Below are 23,991 nucleotides of genomic sequence, written 5' to 3' on the forward strand. Positions count from 1 at the left end.
ATGTCCCGACTCAATCCCCGGCAGCAAGAAGCCGTGAACTACGTCGGCGGCCCTCTATTGGTGCTCGCCGGCGCTGGCTCCGGCAAGACCAGCGTGATCACCCGCAAAATCGCGCACCTGATCCAGAACTGTGGCATCCGCGCCCAGTACATCGTCGCCATGACCTTTACCAACAAGGCTGCGCGCGAGATGAAGGAGCGGGTCGGCACTCTGCTGCGTGCCGGCGAAGGTCGCGGCCTGACGGTCTGCACCTTCCACAACCTGGGCCTGAACATCATCCGCAAGGAGCATGCGCGGCTGGGCTACAAACCCGGTTTCTCGATCTTCGACGAGACCGACGTCAAAGCCCTGATGACCGACATCATGCAGAAGGAATACGCAGGCGACGACGGCGTCGACGAGATCAAGAACATGATCGGCGCCTGGAAAAACGACCTGATCCTGCCGGCCCAGGCGCTGGAAAACGCGCGCAATCCGAAAGAACAGACCGCTGCCATTGTCTACACCCACTACCAGCGCACGCTCAAGGCGTTCAACGCGGTGGATTTCGACGACCTGATCCTGCTGCCGGTAAAGCTCTTCGAAGAGCACGCCGACATTCTCGAAAAGTGGCAGAACAAGGTGCGCTACCTGCTGGTCGACGAGTACCAGGACACCAACGCCAGCCAGTACCTGCTGGTGAAGATGCTGATCGGCAAGCGTAACCAGTTCACCGTGGTGGGCGACGACGACCAGTCGATCTATGCCTGGCGCGGTGCACGGCCGGAAAACCTGATGCTGCTCAAGGATGACTACCCGTCGCTGAAAGTGGTGATGCTCGAGCAGAACTACCGCTCCACCAGCCGCATCCTGCGCTGCGCCAACGTGCTGATCTCGAACAATCCGCACGAATTCGAAAAACAGCTGTGGAGTGAGATGGGCCACGGGGACGAGATCCGCGTGATCCGCTGCCGCAACGAAGACGCCGAAGCCGAGCGCGTGGCCATGGAAATCCTCAGCCTGCACTTGCGCACCGACCGCCCGTACAGCGATTTCGCGATCCTCTATCGCGGCAACTATCAGGCCAAGCTGATCGAACTGAAGTTGCAGCACCACCAGGTGCCGTACCGCCTGAGCGGCGGCAACAGCTTCTTCGGGCGTCAGGAAGTGAAGGACCTGATGGCCTACTTCCGCCTGATCGTCAATCCGGACGACGACAACGCCTTCCTGCGAGTGATCAACGTGCCGCGCCGGGAAATCGGCTCGACCACCCTGGAAAAACTCGGCAACTACGCCACTGAACGCAAGATCTCGATGTACGCCGCCACTGACGAAATCGGTCTGGGCGAGCATCTCGACAGCCGCTTCACCGATCGTCTGTCGCGCTTCAAGCGCTTCATGGACAAGGTGCGCGAGCAGTGTGCCGGCGAAGATCCGATCTCGGCGCTGCGCAGCATGGTCATGGACATCGACTACGAGAACTGGCTGCGCACCAACAGTTCCAGCGACAAGGCTGCGGACTACCGGATGAGCAACGTCTGGTTCCTGATCGAGGCCTTGAAGAACACCCTGGAAAAAGACGAAGACGGCGAGATGACCGTCGAGGACGCCATCGGCAAACTGGTCCTGCGCGACATGCTCGAGCGTCAGCAGGAAGAAGAGGACGGCGCCGAAGGCGTGCAGATGATGACCCTGCATGCGTCCAAGGGTCTGGAATTCCCTTACGTGTTCATCATGGGCATGGAAGAGGAAATCCTCCCGCACCGCTCCAGCATCGAAGCCGACACCATCGAAGAGGAACGCCGCCTGGCCTACGTGGGCATCACCCGCGCGCGTCAGACCCTGGCGTTCACCTTCGCCGCCAAGCGTAAACAGTACGGCGAGATCATCGATTGCGCGCCCAGCCGCTTCCTTGATGAGCTGCCGCCGGACGACCTGGCGTGGGAAGGCAACGACGACACACCGACCGAAGTCAAAGCCGTGCGCGGCAATAGCGCATTGGCTGATATACGCGCGATGTTAAAGCGCTAGAATTGACCACTTTTTTAAAGCTTAGGGCGCACAAGCGCTGAACGAGGACAGCTTCATGGAAGCATTGCAGCAGAAAATCCGCGAACAAGGCATCGTGCTTTCCGACCAGGTCCTGAAAGTCGACGCCTTCCTGAACCACCAGATCGACCCGGCCCTGATGAAGCTGATCGGCGACGAATTCGCCACGCTGTTCAAGGACTCAGGCATTACCAAGATCGTCACCATCGAAGCCTCGGGCATTGCCCCGGCGATCATGACCGGTCTGAACCTCGGCGTGCCGGTGATCTTCGCCCGCAAGCAGCAGTCCCTGACCCTGACCGAAAACCTGCTGTCGGCAACCGTTTACTCGTTCACCAAGAAGACCGAAAGCACCGTGGCCATCTCGCCACGGCACCTGACCAGCAGCGACCGCGTGCTGATCATCGACGACTTCCTGGCCAACGGTAAGGCTTCGCAGGCGCTGATCTCGATCATCAAACAGGCTGGCGCCACCGTCGCCGGTCTGGGCATCGTGATCGAGAAGTCGTTCCAGGGCGGCCGTGCCGAGCTGGATTCGCAGGGCTACCGCGTTGAATCGCTGGCGCGCGTGAAATCGCTGAAGGATGGCGTCGTTACCTTCATCGAATAAAGCCACACCGCAGCTCCCCTGTGGGAGCGGGCTTGCTCGCGAAGGCGTCGTGTCAGTCGACCTATTCTTCGACTGACACACCGCCTTCGCGAGCAAGCCCGCTCCCACCGTTGGTTTTGGGGTGAGCCGTTACTGCGCGGTGGCTTTGAGGCCGGTGAGCAGCAGGCGTTGGAGCAGGTCTTCTTTCAGGCCTTCCGGGTGGGTCAGTTGCATACGTTCAAGGTGTTCGGGGAACGTCGAAGCCTCCGGCGCATCCAGCGCTGCCTTGCCCAGCTCCAGTATCTCGCTCAGTTTGAACTTGCTCTTCAGCCAGTTCAGCGCCCGCAGCAGATCGCGCTCGATCGCGGTGAAATCACAGCCCAGCGGATACTCCGGGAACAGATTCGGATGCTTCGCGGCAATCGCCTGCAAGCGTTGCGGAGTGTTGTCGACGAATCGCGGATCAAGGCGGAAATCCTTCGGCAGTTTGCCGACCTTCTGTGCCTGCTCGATCAGCCCCGGCTGAAAGCGTGAATCGCTGATATTCAACAATGCCTCGATTACCGCCGCATCCGACTTGCCACGCAGATCGGCGATGCCGTACTCGGTGACCACGATGTCGCGCAGGTGCCGTGGAATCGTGCAATGGCCGTATTCCCAGACGATGTTCGAACTGACCTCGCCGCCGGACTCGCGCCAGCTGCGCAGGATCAGAATCGAGCGCGCATCGTGCAGCGCGTGGCCTTGGGCGACGAAGTTGTACTGCCCGCCGACACCGCTGAGCACCCGCCCGTCTTCCAGTTGATCCGCCACACCCGCGCCCAACAGCGTCATGGTGAACACGGTGTTGATGAACCGGGCATCAAGGCGCTGCAAGCGCTTGAGCTCTTCCTGCCCGTACAGCTCGTTGATGTAGCTGATCCGGGTCATGTTGAATTCGAGGCGCTTGCTCTGCGGCCACTCACGCAGGCGCTCGTAGAAACTGCGCGGACCGAGGAAGAAGCCGCCGTGCACCGAGATGCCATCGGTTTGCGCCGACTCGTCGAGAGTGCCCGCGTTGGCCTGCTCCTGAGTGTGCACGTCGGGGTAGACCTTGCGCCGGATGATCCCGGCATCCGCCAGTACCAGCAGACCGTTGACGAACATTTCACTGCAGCCATACAGGCCTTTGGCGAACGGCGCAGTGCCGCCCTCGCGCTCGATCAACTGCGCCCACTGGCTGAGATTGATGTCATTAAGCAGGGCTTGGTAACCGGCGTTGTCTGCCTGCCGCGCAAGCAGTGCGGCGGTCAGTGCATCGCCCATCGAGCCGATGCCGATCTGCAACGTACCGCCGTCGCGCACCAGCGTACTGGCGTGCAAGCCGATGAAGTGATCCTGAAAGCCCACCGGCATGTTCGGCGTGGAAAACAGCGTACTGCTGTCCTTCGCGTCGATCAGCAGGTCGAAGGTGTCGATATCGACTTCGGCATCGCCGGGCATGTACGGCAGATCGGTGTGCACCTGACCGACCAGCAGAATGGTCTCCCCGGCGTCGCGACGTTTGGAGATCATCGGCAACAGGTCGAGGGTGATGTCCGGGTTGCAACTCAGGCTCAGGCGATCAGGATGTTCGCTGCTGCTGGCAAGCAATTGCGCCACCAGATTCAGGCCGGCCGCGTTGATGTCACGGGCGGCATGGCTGTAGTTGCTGCTGACGTAATCCTGCTGGGCCGGCGCGCTGTTGAGCAGGCTGCCGGGCTGCATGAAGAACTGCTGGATGCGGATGTTGGCGGGCAGGCTGTCATGCTGCAGGTCGGCGAGGAAATCGAATTCGGGGTAATCACCGAAGACGCGCTCGACGAAGGGTTCAATGAAGCGCTTCTGCAGACCGTCGCCCAGCGTCGGTCGCCCCAGGCACAGCGCGGTGTACATCGTCAGTTGTCGTTCGGGCAAGTCCTTGATCCGCCGGTACAGCGCGTTGACGAAGTGATTGGGTTTGCCCAGACCCAGCGGCATGCCCATGTGGATATGCGCCGGCAAGCGTGCGAGCACGTCGTCCACCGCCTGTTCGATCGAACACAACTGCACCATCTGAAGCCTCCCGCCCGTTCCGTGAATAGAGGTAGACCGAGCTTGCCTCGACTTTGCTGCAAAGGACAGCGAAAGCCGTGAATCGCAGGCACAAAAAAACCGTCCGGAGACGGTTTTTTTCGTCAGAAGCGCGGCTTATTTCAGGCCGGACATCTTCTGGATCGCACCTTTCAACTCGTCGTCCGAGCAATCGGCACAGGTGCCTTTTGGCGGCATGGCGTTGATGCCGGTGATGGCTTTGGCCAGGATGCCGTCGAGGCCGCCCTGGTGATCGGCGCGTTCTTTCCAGGCCGCGGCGTCACCGATTTTTGGTGCGCCCAGCAGACCCGTGCCGTGGCAAGCATTGCAATGTTTTGCAATCACTTCATCCGGCGTCTTCGCCCCACCACCGCCGCCAGCGGAGGCAGCAACTTCCATTCCTTTGCATTCCTGCCCCTGAACGCACACCTGGCCGACCGGCTCGAGGCGTTTGGCAATGTCGTCATTCGTCGCAGCTTGAGCGCTGACAGCCCAGAGGGCCAGTACGGTTGCTGGTGCGGCCAGCATTTTCATAATTAGGTTCACGCGTTCACCCTCAATGGTGGCTATTCACGCCTGCGGCCACGGTTCGCAGGCGGGCGCAAGTATAGCGGGTAGCCCGCCACACTGAAACAACCCCATAGTCGAAGGGGTTATACCGCGCTGTGGAAAAACTCTGTGGATGCCTTCGCCGTCATGGCTTGGCGCCTCTGTGTTTAAAAATTCGCCGGCGTGGCTGCGCTGATTAGTCGCGCAGGCGCGTCGAACGGATTACGGAAACGATGCGGCTTGGTACTTTCAAAATAGTAGCTGTCGCCGGCTTCGAGAATAAAAGTTTCCAGCCCCACCACCAGTTCCAGACGACCTTCCACCAGAATCCCGGTTTCCTCGCCTTCATGGGTGAGCATTTCTTCGCCAGTATCGGCGCCCGGCGGGTAGATTTCATTGAGGAACGCGATGGCCCGGCTCGGGTGCGCGCGGCCGACCAGTTTCATGGTCACGGCGCCGTCGGAGATGTCGATCAGCTCGTTGGCCTTGTAGACGATCTGGGTCGGGACTTCCTGCAGGATTTCTTCGGAAAAGAACTCGACCATGGACATGGGAATCCCGCCCAGAACCTTTCTCAGCGAACTGATCGAAGGGCTGACGCTGTTCTTTTCGATCATCGAAATGGTGCTGTTGGTGACGCCCGCACGTTTGGCGAGTTCACGCTGGGAAAGCCCTTTGAGCTTGCGGATCGATTGCAGTCGTTCACCGACGTCCAAGGCGGGAGCCTCCTGATGTTGTAAGAATATTGAGCGTTATCATGGCGACAGCGTTCAGTATTTACAACACTTGGCCCCCGCGCTGGCCTCAACCCTCGGAATAGAGCCTTGGCACGCGACGCAGGTTGCAGAAGATCTGATACGGAATGGTGTCCGCCCACTGCGCCACTTCGCTGGCGAGAATGTTTTTGCCCCACAGCTCGACGGTCGAACCGAGGTCCGCTTCCGGCACATCGGTGAGGTCGATGCAGAGCATGTCCATCGACACGCGGCCAAGCAGGCGACTGCGTTTGCCGGCAACCAGTACCGGCGTGCCGGTCGGGGCATGACGCGGGTAGCCATCGGCATAGCCCATGGCAACCACGCCGATGCGCATCGGCTTGTCGGTGATGAATTTGGCGCCATAGCCGATCGGCTCGCCGACGGGCAGCTCACGTACGCAGATGACTTTCGATTCGAGGGTCATCACCGGTTGCAGGCGCTCGGCCACGGCGTTGGCTTCTTCGAACGGCGTGGCGCCGAAGAGCATGATGCCCGGGCGCACCCAGTCGCTGTGAATCTGCGGCCAACCAAGTACAGCCGGCGAGTTGCGCAGGCTGACTTCGGCGGCGAGGCCCTGACGCGCCGCTTCGAACACCGCGACCTGATCGGCACTGCTCTGCTCGTGCAGCTCATCGGCACGGGCGAAGTGGCTCATCAGCACGATCTTCGCCACTTTGCCGCTGGCCAGCAGGCGCTGGTAGGCCGCCGCGTAGTCCTTCGGATGCAGGCCCACACGGTGCATGCCCGAATCGAGCTTGAGCCATACGGTAATCGGTTTGCTCAGTGCCGCCTGCTCGATGGCTTCGAGCTGCCACAGTGAATGCACCACGGTCCAGAAATCATGCTCGACGATCAGCGCCAGTTCATCGGCTTCGAAGATCCCTTCGAGCAACAACACCGGGGCCTTGATGCCGGCCGCGCGCAGCTCCAGCGCTTCTTCGATGCAGGCAACGGCAAACCCGTCGGCTTCAGCTTCCAGCGCCTGGGCGCAACGCACCGCGCCGTGACCGTAGGCATCGGCCTTGATCACCGCCAGCGCCTTGGCGCCGGTGACTTCGCGGGCAATTCGGTAGTTGTGGCGCAGGGCTTCTAGGTCGATCAGGGCACGGGCAGGACGCATGGCGGCAGACTTCTAGGCGGTCATGGAAATAAAAACCGGCGCCGACTGACGACGTGAACCGCCAACAGCGCCGGGAGAGGGATCTTTGAAACGGTTACGGCAACGCGGCGACGATGGAGATCTCGACCAGGATGCTCGGCTTGGCCATCTTCGCTTCGACGGTGGCGCGGGCCGGTGCGGCGCTTTTGGGCAGCCACTGATCCCACACCGAGTTCATTCCGGCAAAGTGCGCCTCGATGTCATTCAGGTAGATCGTCGCCGACAGCAGATGCTGCTTGTCAGTCCCGGCCAGATCGAGCAGGCGCTCGATATTGGCGAGCACCTCGCGGGTCTGCTGCTCAACCCCGGCGTTGAAGTCGTCGCCGACCTGCCCGGCCAGATACACGGTGCCGTTGTGGGTGACGATCTGACTCATGCGCTCATTGGTGAGCTGGCGCTGGATTGCCATGTTTTGCGGACTCCTGAGGCTTATTGCCGTAACGGGAAATATCGAGACCTTCGGCGCTGATCTGCGGCTTTTTCTTCGCCATCAGATCGGCCAGTAAACGACCGGAACCACATGCCATGGTCCAACCCAGGGTGCCGTGACCGGTGTTGAGGAACAAGTTCTTGAACGGCGTGGCGCCAACGATCGGCGTGCCGTCCGGGGTGGTCGGACGCAGACCGGTCCAGAAGCTCGCCTCGGCCAGATTGCCGCCCTGAGGATAAAGGTCGTTGACGATCATCTCCAGGGTTTCGCGCCGACGCGGGTTCAGCGACAGGTCAAAACCGGCGATTTCCGCCATGCCGCCGACGCGGATGCGGTTATCGAAACGGGTGATCGCGACCTTGTAGGTCTCGTCGAGAATGGTCGAGGTCGGAGCCATGCCCGGGTTGGTGATCGGCACGGTCAGCGAGTAACCCTTGAGCGGGTACACCGGGGCCTTGATGCCCAGTGGCTTGAGCAGTTGCGGCGAGTAGCTGCCGAGGGCCAGCACGTAGCGGTCGGCGGTTTCCAGCTTGCCGTCGATCCATACACCGTTGATGCGGTCACCGGCGTAGTCGAGGCGCTGAATGTCCTGGCCGAAGCGGAATTCCACCCCGAGTTTCACGGCCATTTCCGCCAGACGCGTAGTGAACATCTGGCAGTCGCCCGTCTGGTCGTTCGGCAGACGCAGAGCACCGGCGAGGATGTCGGTAACATTGGCCAGGGCCGGCTCGACGCGGGCAATACCGGCGCGGTCGAGGACTTCAAACGGCACGCCGGATTCTTTCAGCACGGCGATGTCTTTGGCGGCACCATCAAGCTGTGCCTGAGTGCGGAACAGTTGCGTGGTGCCGAGGCTGCGGCCTTCGTAGGCGATGCCGGTTTCGGCGCGCAGTTCGTCGAGGCAGTCGCGGCTGTACTCGGACAGACGCACCATGCGCTCCTTGTTCACCGCGTAACGGCTGGCGGTGCAGTTGCGCAGCATCTGCGCCATCCACAGGTACTGGTCGATGTCGGCGGTGGCCTTGATCGCCAGCGGCGCGTGGCGCTGCAGCAACCACTTGATGGCCTTGAGCGGCACACCCGGCGCGGCCCACGGCGAGGCATAACCCGGCGACACCTGGCCGGCGTTGGCGAAACTGGTCTCCATGGCCACGGCTGGCTGCCGGTCGACCACCACCACTTCAAACCCGGCACGAGCCAGATAGTAAGCACTGGCGGTACCGATGACGCCGCTACCCAAGACCATTACGCGCATTTTTGTATCCCTCATCGCGGCGGGGCCGCGTACGTCTGTTATTAGAGCAATGATGCGCGCAGTGTAAAAAAGAATGGCCAGTGCATTTCACTATATAAGCGCCTATATTTGGCGACAATTCTCGGCAAAAACCCTTTTCACGGAGGCGCATCCCCTATGCGTACCAACACTCAGACCAAACGTGAGCTGGACAAGATCGACCGCAACATCTTGCGGATCCTGCAGGCGGACGGGCGCATATCGTTTACCGAACTCGGGGAGAAGGTTGGTCTGTCCACCACACCGTGCACGGAGCGGGTGCGCCGGCTGGAGCGCGAAGGGATCATCATGGGCTACAACGCCCGGCTCAACCCGCAGCATCTGAAGGGTAGCCTGCTGGTGTTCGTCGAGATCAGCCTCGACTACAAATCCGGCGACACGTTCGAAGAGTTCCGCCGCGCAGTGCTGAAACTGCCGCACGTGCTGGAATGCCATTTGGTGTCAGGGGATTTCGACTATCTGGTGAAGGCGCGGATTTCCGAGATGGCCTCGTACCGCAAACTGCTGGGCGACATTCTGTTGAAGCTGCCGCATGTGCGTGAGTCCAAAAGCTATATCGTGATGGAAGAGGTGAAGGAGAGTCTGAGCCTGCCGATTCCAGACTGAGATTTGGAAGATCAAAAGATCGCAGCCTTCGGCAGCTCCTACAGGAGAACGCATTTCCATGTAGGAGCTGCCGAAGGCTGCGATCTTTTCAGACCAGCACCTGCCGATTCGAAGCCATGTACTCGAAGATCTGCTTTTCCACCCGCGGATGAATCAGCTCCACTGGCCCCCGTCCGTTAGGGCACGGCAGGGTTTTGGTGGTACCGAACAAGCGGCAGATCAGCGGCCGCTCGCCATACACCGTGCAGCCATCCGGCCCCAGGTGCACACAGTTCAGCTCATCCATCGCCGCATCCTGCTCGGCACGGGTCTTGCGCGGCAGGCGCGACATCTCTTCCGGCGAAGTGGTCACCGGCCCACAGCAATCGTGGCAACCGGGCACGCAGTCGAACGAGGGAATCTGCTGACGCAGGTCGCGAATGGTCTGGCGGTTGCAACTCATCGAAACGGTAACCCACATGAAATAGGCGGCAATTGTGCCGCAAAAGCCGTGATCCAGACAGCAACGGCCGACCAGTGTTGCCGGTCTTCGGCCGTGCGGCTTATGCTCCGTCAAATTTTCTCGACACCCAGCCGTTGGATGATGCCCATGAATGCCCGCGCCCGAACCTTCGCGAGCCAACCCCACGTTGCCTCTTATTACGCCGCCAGCAGTCTGCCGCAGCCCGACTATCCGGTGCTGCAGGGCGAGCTGAGCGCAGACGTGTGTGTGGTCGGCGGCGGCTTTTCCGGGTTGAACACCGCGCTGGAACTGGCCGAGCGCGGCCTCAGCGTGGTGTTGCTGGAAGCGCACCGGATCGGCTGGGGCGCCAGCGGCCGTAACGGCGGACAGTTGATTCGCGGGCTCGGTCATGGCCTCGATCAGTTCGCCAACGTCATCGGCACCGACGGCGTTCGCCAGATGAAACTGATGGGCCTGGAAGCGGTGGAAATCGTCCGCCAGCGCGTCGAACGGTTCCAGATCCCGTGCGATCTGACCTGGGGCTACTGCGACCTCGCCAACAAACCGGCCGATCTTGAGGGCTTTGCCGAAGACGCCGAAGAGCTGCGCAGCCTCGGCTATCGCTACGAAACCCGTCTGCTGCAAGCTGATGAAATGCACACCGTGGTTGGCTCCAAACGCTACGTCGGCGGTTTGATCGACATGGGTTCCGGGCATCTGCATCCGCTGAATCTGGCGCTGGGCGAAGCCGCTGCCGCACAGCAACTGGGCGTGCAACTGTTCGAGCAATCGACGGTGACGCGTATCGATTACGGCCCCGAAGTTCGCGTCCACACAGCTCAAGGCTCGGTACGGGCGAAGACTCTGGTGCTGGGCTGCAACGCTTACCTCAACGACCTCAATCCGCAACTCAGCGGCAAAGTGCTCCCGGCCGGCAGCTACATCATCGCGACCGAACCGCTTTCCACAGAACTGGCGCACAGCCTGCTGCCGCAAAACATGGCGGTCTGCGACCAGCGCGTGGCGCTGGACTACTATCGGCTCTCGGCGGATCGGCGCCTGTTGTTCGGCGGTGCCTGCCATTATTCCGGGCGCGACCCGAAGGACATCGGCGCCTACATGCAGCCGAAGATGCTCGAAGTGTTTCCGCAACTGGCAGGCGTGAAGATCGACTATCAATGGGGCGGGATGATCGGCATCGGCGCCAACCGTTTGCCACAGATCGGCAGGCTCAAGGATCAGCCGAATGTGTATTACGCCCAGGCCTATTCCGGGCACGGGGTGAATGCCACGCACTTGGCCGGCAAGCTGCTCGCGGAGGCGATCAGCGGGCAGCACAGCTGTGGCTTTGATCTGTTCGCCAAGGTGCCGCACATCACCTTCCCCGGCGGCAAGCATTTGCGTTCGCCGCTGCTGGCGTTGGGGATGTTGTGGCACCGCCTTAAAGAGTTGGTCTGATGTTTTTTTGAGGCCCTGAATACGCCTTCGCGAGCAAGCCCGCTCCCACAAGTGACCGCGCTCCACCTTGAGAACACGGTCGAATGTGGGAGCGGGCTTGCTCGCGAAGGGGCCGAAACAGGCGCTAAAACGTTCAGATCCGCCAAAAAGGTTTCAACCCCTCCTCCTGCGCCTGCTCCCGGGTCAGCCCAATATCTTTGAGCTGCTCCGGCGTCAGGTTGAGCAACGCCTTGCGCGTGTGCAGACGATGCCAGAACAGGCCCCAGCGACTCAGGCCGGATGGCGCGTTGCGCATGGCGCTGTTCCATGCACTGTCCTCCTGCCCTGCCGCCAGTTCCTGACTGTGTAACGTCAGCCGCACATCGCTCAAGCCGTTCATTTTTGTCGCTCCTGTTTACTTGGGTAGCCAGAGATTCCATGATGCGCGGGTCGGCAAAAGCATTACAGATTCAACACATCTGTATTAATTCCATACAGATTTGCCATTTCTGCGTCTGAATCACCGATTTTTGCTGCATCTGTACTGGTTTAACGAATCACCTGCATCGAGGCAGTGCCATGACCCTGTATGTGAACCTCGCCGAGCTGCTCGGTACCCGCATCGAACAAGGCTTCTACCGTCCTGGCGATCGCCTGCCTTCGGTGCGCGCCTTGAGCGTAGAACACGGGGTCAGCCTGAGCACGGTGCAGCAGGCCTATCGCATGCTCGAAGACAGCGGTCTGGCCACGCCGAAACCCAAGTCGGGCTACTTCGTGCCGGTGGGCCGCGAGCTGCCGGAGCTGCCCGCAGTCGGGCGCCCGGCGCAGCGGCCGGTGGAGATTTCGCAGTGGGATCAGGTGCTGGAGCTGATTCGCGCGGTGCCGCGCAAGGACGTGGTGCAACTGGGTCGCGGCATGCCCGACGTGACCACGCCCACCATGAAACCGCTGCTGCGCGGACTGGCGCGGATCAGCCGCCGCCAGGACATGCCCGGTCTGTATTACGACAACATCCACGGCACCCTTGAACTTCGCGAGCAAATCGCCCGGCTGATGCTCGATTCCGGCTGTCAGTTGAGCGCCAGCGACCTGGTGATCACCACCGGTTGCCACGAAGCACTGTCCACCAGCATCCACGCCATTTGCGAGCCGGGCGATATCGTCGCGGTGGATTCGCCAAGCTTTCACGGCGCCATGCAAACCCTCAAAGGGCTGGGCATGAAAGCTCTGGAGATCCCCACCGATCCGCTGACCGGCATCAGCCTCGAAGCGCTGGAACTGGCGCTGGAGCAATGGCCGATCAAGGTCATCCAGATCACCCCCAACTGCAACAACCCGCTCGGCTACATCATGCCGGAGTCGCGCAAACGCGCGTTGTTGACGCTGGCGCAGCGTTTCGACGTGGCGATCATCGAGGACGATGTATATGGCGAACTGGCCTACACCTACCCGCGTCCTCGCACGATCAAGTCCTTCGACGAGGACGGTCGCGTGCTGCTGTGCAGTTCGTTTTCCAAGACCCTGGCGCCGGGGCTGCGCATCGGCTGGGTTGCGCCGGGACGGTATCTGGAACGCGTGCTGCACATGAAATACATCAGCACCGGTTCCACCGCGCCGCAGCCGCAGATTGCCATTGCCGAATTCCTCAAAGGTGGCTACTTCGAACCGCATTTGCGGAGAATGCGCACGCAATACCAGCGCAATCGCGACGTAATGATCGATTGGGTGACGCGCTATTTCCCGGCCGGCACTCGCGCCAGTCGTCCGCAAGGCAGCTTTATGCTGTGGGTCGAATTACCGGAGGGTTTCGATACGCTGAAGCTGAATCGCGCGCTGCATGACCAAGGCGTACAGATTGCCGTCGGCAGCATCTTTTCCGCCTCGGGCAAGTACCGCAATTGTCTGCGGATGAACTACGCGGCGAAACCGACACCGCAGATCGAAGAAGCGGTGCGCAAGGTCGGCGCGGCGGCGATCAAATTGCTGACTGAAACCTGATTATTCCAGCTGAAAGGTGCCGAGCCCCTCAAATCGCTGAAGGTCGGCGACACGGCTTGAGGCATCGCTGACACGGGCTTCGATTTCCAGCTCCACCTCCAGATGGCGCCCGGCGACGAGGCTGCCAGAGCGCCAGGCGGTGATGCGATCACCAGGCTGCAAAAGACCTGCCGCGCCCGCCTCGCTATCATTGCGCATCCATTGCACCGGCGCGCCATCCAGACGCGCCGCCACAATACGTAACTGCAACCGTCCCGGTGCCCAGCGGAAATGCAGCGCGTCGCTGCTCGGCGCAGCAAAGGACCACCTGATCGCGCGCGCAGCCGGACATTGAATCCGTAGATGAACAGTGCGCACACCAAAACTGCCGTCATTGCCCGATGGCCGGGCGAGGAGCTCCGCCCGCGTCGAAACGCCGTAGTCCACAGCGCTCGGCGTAAGCGTCATCTGGCAGGCCACGTCGGCCTTGACCGAGGTCGATGCCAACGATGCCAGCGTGATCAGGACAATCCATCGATGCATGCGCAATAACTCGGTCATGTGAGGTTCAAAGGCTGACAGAGCGCGTCGACGGGCTCGATCAGTGCGTGCTCGTCCGGCGATTCAGCCAGATTGAATTGCAGGTCGCAGTGCGCGCTATCCGACAGCTGCACCCGCAGCGGCTGCCCGGGCTTGATATCCGGCAGAAAGATCGCCCCGGCCTCAAGCACCGTGGTCACGTATTCGCCTTGCCCGTTCCGTACGGCGAGGCCACTGGGCAGCCATTGCCGGTCAAGTGTCCTGGCCTTCAACAGCACACGCCGCACGCGGGTGATGGAAAAATCCATATGCTGAACCGAGCCACGCCCGGCCTCGACCTCCTGATAACCGTCGAGCACCTCGACGTTGCGCGGCAAACTCAACGGATCGACTTCCAGCCGGGCTGTGGAATAGGCCGGCAAACTCGCCGCCACCGCCCGGCCCAATCCATCCGTCCACACCGGGCCTTGCGGCGTGTACAGCTTCAGACCCGCACGGTCGCCAGCCTTGAGCACGGCAAAGGTCTCGCGCAGTGGATACGGCGACAGCGTCACACCATCGCGATGCAACGCCATGCCGCCGCGCAGCCCCAGGTCGAATTCGCTTGCCCCGGCGCGCTGGTTCAGGCCCAGATCCAGACTGGTGTAATGCGCCAGTGCGTTGACCCGCAAACCCAGCGATGGCGCCGCGGCTTCACGCTGTTCGGCACTGGCGCTATAGGCCAGGGTTTCACTGAGCACTTCACTCATCGACACGCCACGGCGCATCCCGGATCGCGGATCGCTGCGCAGGTAGCTACGAACCCTGCGCTGATCGCCCAATGGCATCCCGGCCGTCAGATAGACCGAGGTGCCCCGGTGCCTCGCGTCGGCATCGCCGATCCCCCGCTCCAGACTCAACGACAGGCTGATCCGAGAGGGCAGCGTCTGCGACCAGGACAATCCCAGGCGCATGTTGGGTGGCTCGTCCACGCTGGTGTAGCGCGACCAGGTCATGCCGAATGCCCCCCAGCGCTCGACAGTACCGTTGAGCGAAAATGTCCAGTGATCGCGCCCGGGGGCTTCGGCCCGTCCCTGCTGCTGGCTCCAGCCGGTGTCTGACAGGGTGCGAAAGCCCTGGCCACGGCGCACCGCAACCACACTGGTGGACAGATTCGGCGACAACACGGCACTGACGGTCATTTGCACCTCATGACCTGCAATGCCTGTGTCTCGATCGCTGGACAGCACCTGGCGCACACCGGTGGTCAGATTGCCCGGCCATTGACGCTGCAGCCCCCAGCCTGCCGACAGATAGTCCGCCCCACCGAGGAGCCCGCCGCTCATGCGCAGCGCGCGCGACAGACTCCACTCCCGCCCAAGGGTGGCAAACGAAGGCGCCTGACGATCATCCGAGCCCTGGCGGCGCACCGTGCCAAGCGCCAGGTTGAAGCCGTCGGCGCGATCGAATTGTGGATCCTGCAGGCTGGCTGCCGGGACGCGAAAGCGCCGCACTTGTCCTTCCTGCTCGTGCACGCTGACCTCGAGGTCGAGCTGGTTGCTCAACAACGGCAGCGCGCGCAAGGTGAAGGGGCCGCCAGGCACCAGCGTGGTGTAGATCAGCACGCCGTTCTGCCGGACTTCGATTCGCGATGGCGACCAGGCAATGCCCTCGACCTCGCCGCGTGCGCCCTCCTGTGCTGCGCGCATTTGCGCGAACGCACCTTCCGGCAGAACCTGTACACCGTTGAACGATTCGCCGGCAAACAATGGCGACTGCAGGTTCAATTGGCCGATCTGCACGTTGGCTTCGTAGGCTTCCAGGGTGCGCGTGCCGTAGGCATACAGATGCTCGAAACGCGTGCTGTCGGGCAATTGCGTATAGGACTGGCGACTGCGCAAAATCCAGTTGCCGGCATTCAGGCCGAACTCCGAACCCAGTCTGCGAAAATCGCTGCGCTGCCCCTCGTGCTGGCTGCCCATGACCAAAACATCGTAGTTGAACACGCCGCCCACTCCGCCATTGGCGAAGCTGCGTGGCTGGAATTCCGGCAACGCCAACAGGTCCGTCGGCAGCAGCAGGTCGATCTGTTCCTTGCCGGGATGCAATGCAACGGTTGCCGCTGGCAGACCTTCACCCAGCGTCAGGCACTGCTGCGGTTGCGCGCGGGTCAAAGCCGCTTGCGAGCGCACGCCAGCAGCCTTGAGCAAGGCCGGTTGCAGGCACGGCTCACCTTCTTCATTGAATGGCACGAACACCCGCCCCCGTGGCTGTCCATTGACCTCAAGCGCGACCAGCCATGTGCCTTGGGGGAAACGCGGCGCCTGGCGAAAATACGCAGCCAGTGCGGGGTCGAGTCCACGCTCGCGAAGCATCTGCGCATCGAACTCCACCCCTTCACTGGCCATCGTCATGCCGATCGCATTCGCCATCAGCAGTGCCAGTCCCCGCCGGGCCCTACAGGACATCATCGCGTTACCGGGGCATCGAAATGGCCGACCGCAAAGCCATACGTGGTCGCCGGAAAGATCCGTACCTCCATTGCCCGCACTGTCACGCTCATCGGCAGCCCGACAGACAGGCGCTCTCCCGGCAGGATCCAGGTCCGCGGCAGATCCACCGCCTGTGTGCCCGGCAGCGGAACAATCGCTTTAGCCAGGCGCACCACGTAAGGACTGGGATTACTGACCAGCAAGCCTTCAGCCGTGGCTGACCAGCTCAGGCGTTTCCATGGCTCGCGCTCCACCGGCAGGCCGGCGGGGCGCAGGATCACCGGCAGGTTTTGCCGAACCCCCAGATTGACCCGGGCGCCGTCGACACCTGCGACAGGATTGATCCCCTCAAAAATCACCCGTTTCAGATGCTCGGTCTGCAACGGTTCGGCGCTCTGCAACATGAACCGTACCTGCTGCACCGCCCCGGCTTCGACACGGGCAATCGGCGGACTGAACAGCAACAGCAGTTGATCATGCGGCTCGATATTTTCGACCGTGGTGTGCAGCAGCGCCGGACGCGTTTCGGTGTTTCGCACATTCATCGTCGCTTCACCGATACCCTCACCCACCACCAGCACAGGGGTTTGCGGCACCATTCCGGCAGCGTGGGCCCCGGGCATCAAAATCAAGGCGAGCAGGCACAGTGGCAACGCCCGCCAGCCTGGGCGGCACATGGAAATCGGCATCGGTATTGCTCCGCAGGGCGTAGCGCACCCGTCGAAGGGCGCGCTGAATGAACCTGAAAGAACCCGGTAATGACCGGGCTCTGACGATCAGAGGTAGTACATGTCGAAGGTCACCGAGCCATCGAGCGGAATCTCGCTGGTGATCGGCAGCGCGTTGCTCGGGCCGATGATCGGCAACAGGCTCATCGGAAACCCGTGGTGACGCGCCGCGACCGGGCCAGCTGCTACGCCGGAACCCCATGAGTAGAGCGCCGGCGCATTGCTCACCAGCGGCGAAGCAGGCAGTTGCCACGCCGGTGCTGCCAGAGTGCGTGTCATCAGAGTCTGCGGGGCACCGTCGGCTTCCGGAAGACCGTGACGCAGCGCAAATCCGCCGATACGGATGCCGTTGATTTCACCCAGGCCGTAGAACAAAGCCGGATCGCTGTTACCGGCGCCATCGTTGATGCCCGGCAATTTGGTGGCTGTGCGATTGTCTCTGACCGACACCTCGACCGATGCCTCTGCATCGCAATTGATGTGCAGCGAAATATCGTGGGTCGGCAGCACCGTCTGCGTGGTCTTGTTCAGGGTGGCTGCGGATATCTTGCGCAAATCTACCGTGCCACCACCGGCAAATGCAGGGATGCACGAGGTCGGAATAATGGTTCCGATCACGCTCAGATCCACGCTCTCGGCGACCACCAGGGTGGGTAATACTGCAGCCGCGACGGCTGCCATCCATGTTGTTTTTTTCATCAGTCCCTACTTCATCGGTTATTGATCAATGGCAGTTGTTCAGCGCATTGCCTTCACAAGACGCTGAACACCGGGGCGATGATTTCGTTTTTTGCAGGATCCGTATGTAGGAATCGGCGCCGACCAGGAGCTGAAAAAACAACAAAACAAATAGTCCAAAACCACAGGCGAACTCATTCCTACTTTTGAACGACTAATTGTTTACACAGTGTGGCGAGGAGCCGCCGTTAGCGGTCTTTGAAATCCTCTGCGTGCCATACTCCGTCACCCCCTGCCTCCAGCCGAGAAACCAACGTGCGACCCGGAAAAAAATTGCTCGCTGTCTGTGTGTTGTGCTCGTTGGCCAGTGGTTGCGCCACCCTCGATGCGCCGCGCGAACCCAGCCAGGCGTTGCCGGCCGCGGGCTCCGCATTCGGTCGCTCGATTCAGACCCAGGCCGCGCCCTATCAGGGCCGCTCCGGCTTCCGCTTGCTGTCCAACAGCACCGAGGCGTTCACCGCCCGCGCCGAGCTGATTCGCAACGCACAAACCAGCCTCGACTTGCAGTACTACATCGTCCATGACGGCGTCAGCACGCGGATGCTGGTGGAGGAACTGCTCAAGGCCGCCGACCGCGGCGTGCGCGTGCGCGTCCTGCTCGACGACACCACCAGTGATGGCCTCGACACGATCATCGCCACACTGGCGGCGCATCCGCAGATCCACATCCGCCTGTTCAACCCGCTGCACCTGGGTCGCAGCACCGGCGTGACCCGCGCCGCCGGACGCCTGTTCAACCTGTCGCTGCAACACCGGCGCATGCACAACAAGTTGTGGCTGGCGGACAACAGCGTGGCCATCGTCGGCGGGCGCAATCTGGGCGACGAGTATTTCGATGCCGAGCCGAATCTGAATTTCACCGACATCGACATGCTCAGCGTCGGCCCGGTGGCCGAGCAACTCGGGCACAGTTTCGACCAGTACTGGAACAGCGCGCTGAGCAAGCCGATCGACGAATTCCTCTCCAGCAAACCAAACGCCAAAGACCTGCAGAACACCCGCACGCGCCTGGAAGAGTCGCTGGATGAAACCCGCAAACAGAATCACGCGCTGTATCAACAGTTGATGACGTTCAAGACCGCGCCACGCATGGACATCTGGCGCAAGGAACTGATCTGGGCCTGGAACCAGGCGCTGTGGGATGCGCCGAGCAAAGTGCTGGCCAAGGACGAACCGGACCCGCAACTGTTGCTGACCACGCAACTGGCGCCGGAACTGCGCGGCGTCAGCAAAGAGCTGATCATGATCTCGGCGTACTTCGTGCCCGGCCAGCCGGGGCTGGTGTACCTGACCGGGCGCGCCGACGCCGGGGTCTCGGTGAGCCTGCTGACCAACTCGCTGGAAGCTACCGATGTGCCGGCGGTGCACGGCGGTTACGCACCGTATCGCAAGGCGCTGCTGGAGCACGGGGTGAAACTGTATGAACTGCGCCGTCAGCCCGGGGATAACTATGGCAGCGGCCCGCATCTTTTCTACAGCAAGTCTTTCCGTGGTTCGGATTCCAGCCTGCATAGCAAGGCAATGATTTTCGATCGGCAGAAAGCATTCATCGGCTCGTTCAACTTCGATCCGCGCTCAGTGCTGTGGAACACCGAAGTCGGGGTTCTGGTGGACAGCCCGGAACTGGCCGAACACGTGCGCGAACTGGCGCTGCAAGGCATGGCGCCGGCCCTGAGTTATGAAGCGAAACTGCAGGATGGCGAGATCGTCTGGGTAACCGAGGATAATGGTCAGATGCACACCCTGACCAAGGAACCGGGGAGCTGGTGGCGGCGCGTCAATGCGTGGTTCAGCACCACTGTCGGCTTGGAGCGGATGCTTTAAAAAGCAAAAGATCGCAGCCTGCGGCAGCTCCTACACTGGAATGCGGTTTCCCTGTAGGAACTGCCGCAGGCTGCGATCTTTTGACCTTAAGCCGTCTGCACCGTCCCGAATGCCCCCTGACGCATCAGCAGAATCACCAATCCAAACGCCCCCGCCGCCATCAACAACGGCAACGCATGCCCGCTGATCCACTGACTGCCCGCCCCCGCCAGCAAAGGCCCGATCAGACAGCCGACACCCCACAGCTGCGCAATGTGCGCATTGGCGCGCACCAGAGCATCGTCGCGATAACGCTCGCCAATCAGAATCAGTGACAAGGTGAACAGGCCACCGGCACTGGCGCCGAACAACACCCACAACGGCCAGATCAGCAGCGTGTCGATCAACAGCGGAATCGCCAGACTCGACAGCATCAGGATCACTGCGCAACCGGCGAACAAGGTGCGCCGCGACAGGTAATCCGCCAGCGCGCCGATCGGCAGTTGCAACAGTGCGTCGCCGACCACCACCGTGCTGACCATCGCCAACGCAATCTCGGCGGTGAAGCCCTGCTGCAGGCAATACACCGGCAGCAGCGTGAGGATCATCGCCTCGAACGCGGCGAACAGTGACACTGCCCAAGCAATCGCCGGCAACTCACGGGCAAACCCCCACAGGTCGCCAAAGGTCACGCTGCTGGCTTCACTGCTCGGAGCACCGCTGCGGCCCATCAACAGCAAAGGCGAAACCGTCAGCAACCCGACGCCGACCCAGAATCCATAATCATGCTCAGTACCCAGCGCCCCCAACAGCAGCGGACCAGACAGTTGGCTCAGCGCGTAGCTGCTGCCATACAGAGCGACCAGACGGCCGCGCCAGTTCTCCACCACCAGTTGATTGATCCAGCTTTCGCCAAGGATGAACACGATGGTCAGGATCACCCCGATCATCAGGCGCAATACCAGCCAGACCGGATAACTCGGCAGCAGCGCCAGCAAGCCGATCGACAATGCGCCGGCCCACAGGCACAGGCGCATCAGGTTCGCGGTGCCGAGACGTGCCGCCAGATGACTGGAAATCTTCGCGCCCAGCAATACGCCAAGCGCCGGCATCGCCGCCATCACGCCGATGGCGAAGGACCCATAGCCCCAACTCTCCAGACGCAACGACACCAGCGGCATGCTGACCCCCAGGGCCAGACCGACACTCAAGACAGACGCCAACACGGCGAAATACGTCGCCCAACGCATGGTCCACGCTCCTGTGGATATTTTTATGTGCACTACAAAACCACTGTGGGAGCGGGCTTGCTCGCGAAAACGGTTTCACATTCAGCAGATGTGCTGACTGATACACCGCTTTCGCGAGCAAGCCCGCTCCCACAGGGGATCTCCGTAAGTTCGGGAGCCTGGACGAATCAGACTCCCGCTAACGGCTTACAGCTTGATCCACGTCGCCTTCAGCTCGGTGTACTTGTCGAACGCGTGCAGCGACTTGTCGCGACCGTTGCCCGACTGCTTGAAGCCACCGAACGGCGCGGTCATGTCGCCGCCATCGTACTGATTGACCCACACGCTGCCGGCCCGCAACGCTTTGGCCGTCAGATGCGCCTTGGAAATGTCTTGCGTCCAGACTGCAGCGGCCAGGCCATACGGCGTGTCGTTGGCGATCTGGATCGCTTCTTCGGCGGTATCGAAGGCGATGACCGACAGCACCGGGCCGAAGATCTCTTCCTGAGCGATCTTCATCGCATTGCTCACGCCGTCGAAAATCGTCGGTTCGACGTAAGTGCCACCGGTTTCCTGAAGAATGCGCTTGCCGCCCGCCACCAGTTTGGCGCCGTCGGTGTGACCGGATTCGATGTACGACAGCACGGTGTTCATCTGCTGGGTATCGACCAGCGCACCGACATTGGTTGCCGGGTCCAGCGGATTGCCCGGCTTCCAGGCTTTCAACGCCTCGATCACCATCGGCAGGAATTTGTCCTTGATCGAACGCTCGACCAGCAGACGCGAACCGGCGGTGCAGACTTCGCCCTGGTTGAAGGCGATGGCGCTGGCGGCGGATTCGGCAGCGGCTTGCAGGTCCGGCGCATCGGCGAAGACGATGTTCGGGCTCTTGCCGCCGGCTTCCAGCCACACGCGCTTCATGTTCGATTCGCCGGAGTAGATCATCAGTTGCTTGGCGATCTTGGTCGAACCGGTGAACACCAGGGTGTCGACGTCATTGTGCAGCGCCAGCGCCTTGCCGACGGTGTGGCCATAGCCCGGCAGCACGTTGAGCACGCCTTTCGGAATGCCGGCCTCAACCGCAAGCGCAGCGATGCGGATGGCGGTCAGCGGGGATTTTTCCGACGGTTTGAGGATCACAGAGTTACCGGTCGACAGCGCCGGGCCGAGCTTCCAGCAAGCCATCATCAGCGGGAAGTTCCACGGCACGATGGCGCCGACTACACCGACCGGCTCGCGGGTCACCAGACCCAGTTGATCGTGCGGCGTGGCGGCAACTTCGTCGTAGATCTTGTCGATCGCCTCACCGCTCCAGCTCAGCGCTTGCGCCGCGCCCGGTACGTCGATGTACAGCGAGTCGCTGATCGGTTTGCCCATGTCGAGGGTTTCGAGCAGTGCCAGTTCTTCAGCGTGCTGCTTGAGCAGGCTGGCGAAACGAATCATGGTGGCTTTGCGTTTGGTCGGCGCCAGGCGTGACCAGACGCCGGAATTGAAGGTGGCGCGGGCGTTTTCCACGGCGCGCTGGGCGTCGGCGGCGTCACAGCTGGCGATTTTGCCCAGCAGACGGCCATCGACCGGGCTGATGCACTCGAAAGTCTCGCCGGAGACGGCGTCGGTGTATTCACCGTTGAGGTAGGCGCGGCCTTCGATCTTCAGGTCGCGAGCACGTTGTTCCCAATCGGCACGAGTCAGGGTGGTCATTCGAGTGTCCTCCTCTTGTTGAATAGAGCGCCGCGTCTTCGCGGACGTCTTCAGGAATGCTGCCCGGCCAGCCTGCTTTTCGGCCCAAGGCACCCGCCACCCTAAACCAGCGGCCGGGGTTGTTTCAATATATTTGACATAAGCGCGCCATACGCCCTTGCGGTGTTCATTTTAATAAACATAGACTTTGGCCCATTCAAGCCACCGCGCCGTCATCACGGGAGAAAACAACAATGAACATCCAGAACGTCGTCGATATCAGCCTGACCAGCAGCGAAGCCGAACGCTATCGCCCGGACCCGGCCAAAGTGCTCAAGGGCGACCCAGAGCAAGCGGTGTTCAACCAGTACGACAGCCCTTGCGGGCAAATGGGTGTTGGCGTGTGGGAAGGCGCGGTTGGGCAGTGGATGGTGAACTACACCGAGCATGAATACTGCGAAATCCTGCAGGGGGTTTCGGTGCTGCGTGACAGCGATGGCAATGCAAAGACCTTGCGTGTTGGCGACCGCTTTGTGATTCCGGCCGGTTTCCGTGGTACTTGGGAAGTGTTGGAGGCTTGCCGCAAGATCTATGTGATCTTTGAACAGAAGGCCTGAGTCTTTCGCCGATATTACCGGCCCCTTCGCGAGCAGGCTCGCTCCCACATTCGACCGCATTCCATTGTGGGAGCGAGCCTGCTCGCGAAAGCGTCGCAACAGTCAGCACAAAACTCAAGGCAACAAAAAAGGCCCGTATCGTGAGATACGGGCCTTTTTTGTAAGTCGGGAAAAATCAATTACTTGATTTTGCCTTCCTTGTAGATCACGTGCTTGCGAACAACCGGATCATATTTCTTGATCTCGATTTTGTCCGGGGTAGTACGCTTGTTCTTGTCGGTAGTGTAGAAGTGACCAGTACCGGCGCTCGAGATCAAACGAATCAATTCACGCATGATTAGCTCCCTTAAATCTTGCCATCGCGGCGAAGTTCGGCGAGCACGACACTGATGCCACGCTTGTCGATGATGCGCATGCCTTTGGCAGATACGCGCAGACGCACAAAACGTTTCTCTTCTTCAACCCAGAAGCGGTGATGCTGCAGGTTCGGCAGGAAACGACGACGGGTTTTGTTGTTTGCGTGGGAAATGTTATTCCCGGTTACCGGACCCTTACCGGTAACTTGACATACTCTCGACATGCCTCAGCCCTCTAAAACCACATGCCCAACCCGGCATGGGTTGGCCGCTTAATCTCTCAGTCATTTGGCGCCAGGCGCCGCGTTTCTTTAGAGGTCTTACCGGCTACACCTACAGTGAAGGAACCGGGCCCCTAGAAAAGAGCGCTGCTTTATACCAGAAAGACCGGGGTGCAACAACAATGGATGTGCAATCAAGCGGTAAAAAGGCGCTTTTTCCGGCTGCGGACGCTTTGGATAAAGGCTGA

The 23,991-nt window shown here is 61.1% G+C and carries 23 protein-coding genes; 7 read left to right on the plus strand and 16 right to left on the minus strand.

Translation table 11 applies throughout. The annotated features are described in order from the left end of the window. Together rep and AC1RBR_RS00010 are read left to right on the plus strand one after the other, a co-directional pair. Entirely contained in the window at window positions 1-2,010 is a 2,010-nt protein-coding gene (gene rep / locus AC1RBR_RS00005) for a DNA helicase Rep (RefSeq protein WP_027610430.1), read from the plus strand. A 55-nt stretch (window positions 2,011-2,065) separates the two neighbouring features. Beyond that, the gene (locus AC1RBR_RS00010; RefSeq protein ID WP_007962388.1) at window positions 2,066-2,638 is read left to right on the plus strand and encodes a xanthine phosphoribosyltransferase; all 573 of its coding nucleotides are present in this window, start codon (window positions 2,066-2,068) and stop codon (window positions 2,636-2,638) included. A 129-nt stretch (window positions 2,639-2,767) separates the two neighbouring features. Here the strand turns inward: AC1RBR_RS00010 and AC1RBR_RS00015 are convergent, their stop codons facing one another. From AC1RBR_RS00015 to dadA, 6 genes are all read right to left on the minus strand, one after another. After that, on the minus strand, window positions 2,768-4,690 hold the full coding sequence (locus AC1RBR_RS00015) for an acetyl-CoA hydrolase/transferase C-terminal domain-containing protein (RefSeq protein WP_492562402.1): 1,923 nt from the start codon (window positions 4,688-4,690) through the stop codon (window positions 2,768-2,770). Window positions 4,691-4,825: 135 nt separating this feature from the next. After that, complete coding sequence (locus AC1RBR_RS00020; protein WP_085606091.1) at window positions 4,826-5,242, minus strand: c-type cytochrome; 417 nt, start codon at window positions 5,240-5,242, stop codon at window positions 4,826-4,828. Between the two features lie 182 nt (window positions 5,243-5,424). Beyond that, complete coding sequence (locus tag AC1RBR_RS00025; protein WP_007920393.1) at window positions 5,425-5,973, minus strand: cupin domain-containing protein; 549 nt, start codon at window positions 5,971-5,973, stop codon at window positions 5,425-5,427. Between the two features lie 88 nt (window positions 5,974-6,061). Continuing rightward, complete coding sequence (alr, locus tag AC1RBR_RS00030; protein ID WP_492562404.1) at window positions 6,062-7,135, minus strand: alanine racemase; 1,074 nt, start codon at window positions 7,133-7,135, stop codon at window positions 6,062-6,064. Window positions 7,136-7,229: 94 nt separating this feature from the next. Beyond that, complete coding sequence (locus AC1RBR_RS00035; protein WP_204894034.1) at window positions 7,230-7,583, minus strand: RidA family protein; 354 nt, start codon at window positions 7,581-7,583, stop codon at window positions 7,230-7,232. After that, entirely contained in the window at window positions 7,555-8,859 is a 1,305-nt protein-coding gene (gene dadA / locus AC1RBR_RS00040) for a D-amino acid dehydrogenase (protein WP_492562406.1), read from the minus strand. The genes AC1RBR_RS00035 and dadA overlap by 29 nt, the downstream gene beginning before the upstream one ends. A 156-nt stretch (window positions 8,860-9,015) precedes the next feature. Here dadA and AC1RBR_RS00045 point away from each other — a divergent pair, with 156 nt between their 5' ends. Then, the gene (locus AC1RBR_RS00045; RefSeq protein ID WP_003177284.1) at window positions 9,016-9,504 is read left to right on the plus strand and encodes an Lrp/AsnC ligand binding domain-containing protein; all 489 of its coding nucleotides are present in this window, start codon (window positions 9,016-9,018) and stop codon (window positions 9,502-9,504) included. 88 nt (window positions 9,505-9,592) lie between these two features. On the opposite strand, the gene AC1RBR_RS00050 is transcribed toward AC1RBR_RS00045, so the two are convergent. Continuing rightward, a complete protein-coding gene (locus AC1RBR_RS00050) occupies window positions 9,593-9,946 on the minus strand; it encodes a YkgJ family cysteine cluster protein (RefSeq protein WP_492562408.1) in 354 nt (117 codons plus the stop codon). Between the two features lie 147 nt (window positions 9,947-10,093). On the opposite strand from AC1RBR_RS00050, the gene AC1RBR_RS00055 reads away from it, so the two are divergent. Further along, the gene (locus AC1RBR_RS00055; RefSeq protein ID WP_492562410.1) at window positions 10,094-11,404 is read left to right on the plus strand and encodes an NAD(P)/FAD-dependent oxidoreductase; all 1,311 of its coding nucleotides are present in this window, start codon (window positions 10,094-10,096) and stop codon (window positions 11,402-11,404) included. A gap of 133 nt (window positions 11,405-11,537) precedes the next feature. On the opposite strand, the gene AC1RBR_RS00060 is transcribed toward AC1RBR_RS00055, so the two are convergent. Continuing rightward, entirely contained in the window at window positions 11,538-11,783 is a 246-nt protein-coding gene (locus AC1RBR_RS00060) for a DUF1127 domain-containing protein (RefSeq protein WP_115985830.1), read from the minus strand. Between the two features lie 179 nt (window positions 11,784-11,962). Between AC1RBR_RS00060 and AC1RBR_RS00065 the strand changes: the two genes are divergently transcribed. After that, entirely contained in the window at window positions 11,963-13,381 is a 1,419-nt protein-coding gene (locus AC1RBR_RS00065) for an aminotransferase-like domain-containing protein (protein WP_115985829.1), read from the plus strand. On the opposite strand, the gene AC1RBR_RS00070 is transcribed toward AC1RBR_RS00065, so the two are convergent. From AC1RBR_RS00070 to AC1RBR_RS00085, 4 genes are all read right to left on the minus strand, one after another. Continuing rightward, a complete protein-coding gene (locus tag AC1RBR_RS00070) occupies window positions 13,382-13,921 on the minus strand; it encodes a DUF1120 domain-containing protein (RefSeq protein WP_492562412.1) in 540 nt (179 codons plus the stop codon). After that, on the minus strand, window positions 13,918-16,311 hold the full coding sequence (locus tag AC1RBR_RS00075; protein WP_492562413.1) for a fimbria/pilus outer membrane usher protein: 2,394 nt from the start codon (window positions 16,309-16,311) through the stop codon (window positions 13,918-13,920). The genes AC1RBR_RS00070 and AC1RBR_RS00075 overlap by 4 nt, the downstream gene beginning before the upstream one ends. Before the next feature lie 35 nt (window positions 16,312-16,346). Beyond that, window positions 16,347-17,060, minus strand: a complete 714-nt coding sequence (locus tag AC1RBR_RS00080) for a fimbria/pilus chaperone family protein (RefSeq protein ID WP_492562414.1) — start codon at window positions 17,058-17,060, stop codon at window positions 16,347-16,349. Between the two features lie 87 nt (window positions 17,061-17,147). Next, entirely contained in the window at window positions 17,148-17,798 is a 651-nt protein-coding gene (locus AC1RBR_RS00085; protein WP_095137691.1) for a DUF1120 domain-containing protein, read from the minus strand. Between the two features lie 312 nt (window positions 17,799-18,110). On the opposite strand from AC1RBR_RS00085, the gene AC1RBR_RS00090 reads away from it, so the two are divergent. After that, window positions 18,111-19,661, plus strand: coding sequence for a phospholipase D family protein (locus AC1RBR_RS00090; protein ID WP_492562416.1), 1,551 nt, complete (start codon window positions 18,111-18,113; stop codon window positions 19,659-19,661). 86 nt (window positions 19,662-19,747) lie between these two features. Here AC1RBR_RS00090 and AC1RBR_RS00095 read toward each other — a convergent pair whose 3' ends face one another. Beyond that, window positions 19,748-20,890, minus strand: a complete 1,143-nt coding sequence (locus tag AC1RBR_RS00095) for an MFS transporter (protein WP_456018222.1) — start codon at window positions 20,888-20,890, stop codon at window positions 19,748-19,750. A gap of 186 nt (window positions 20,891-21,076) precedes the next feature. Next, window positions 21,077-22,570: an aldehyde dehydrogenase gene (locus AC1RBR_RS00100; protein WP_047596781.1), complete on the minus strand. Its 1,494-nt coding sequence runs from the start codon at window positions 22,568-22,570 to the stop codon at window positions 21,077-21,079. Window positions 22,571-22,803: 233 nt separating this feature from the next. Here AC1RBR_RS00100 and AC1RBR_RS00105 point away from each other — a divergent pair, with 233 nt between their 5' ends. Then, entirely contained in the window at window positions 22,804-23,166 is a 363-nt protein-coding gene (locus AC1RBR_RS00105) for a cupin domain-containing protein (RefSeq protein ID WP_096796087.1), read from the plus strand. Window positions 23,167-23,345: 179 nt separating this feature from the next. Here AC1RBR_RS00105 and rpmG read toward each other — a convergent pair whose 3' ends face one another. Both rpmG and rpmB read right to left on the minus strand, forming a co-directional pair. Further along, a complete protein-coding gene (rpmG, locus tag AC1RBR_RS00110; RefSeq protein WP_003177274.1) occupies window positions 23,346-23,501 on the minus strand; it encodes a 50S ribosomal protein L33 in 156 nt (51 codons plus the stop codon). Window positions 23,502-23,512: 11 nt separating this feature from the next. Continuing rightward, complete coding sequence (gene rpmB, locus AC1RBR_RS00115; protein ID WP_003229474.1) at window positions 23,513-23,746, minus strand: 50S ribosomal protein L28; 234 nt, start codon at window positions 23,744-23,746, stop codon at window positions 23,513-23,515. Window positions 23,747-23,991 lie beyond the last annotated feature (245 nt).

It is taken from the genome of Pseudomonas sp. GW823-FHT01D03, assembly GCF_058798255.1.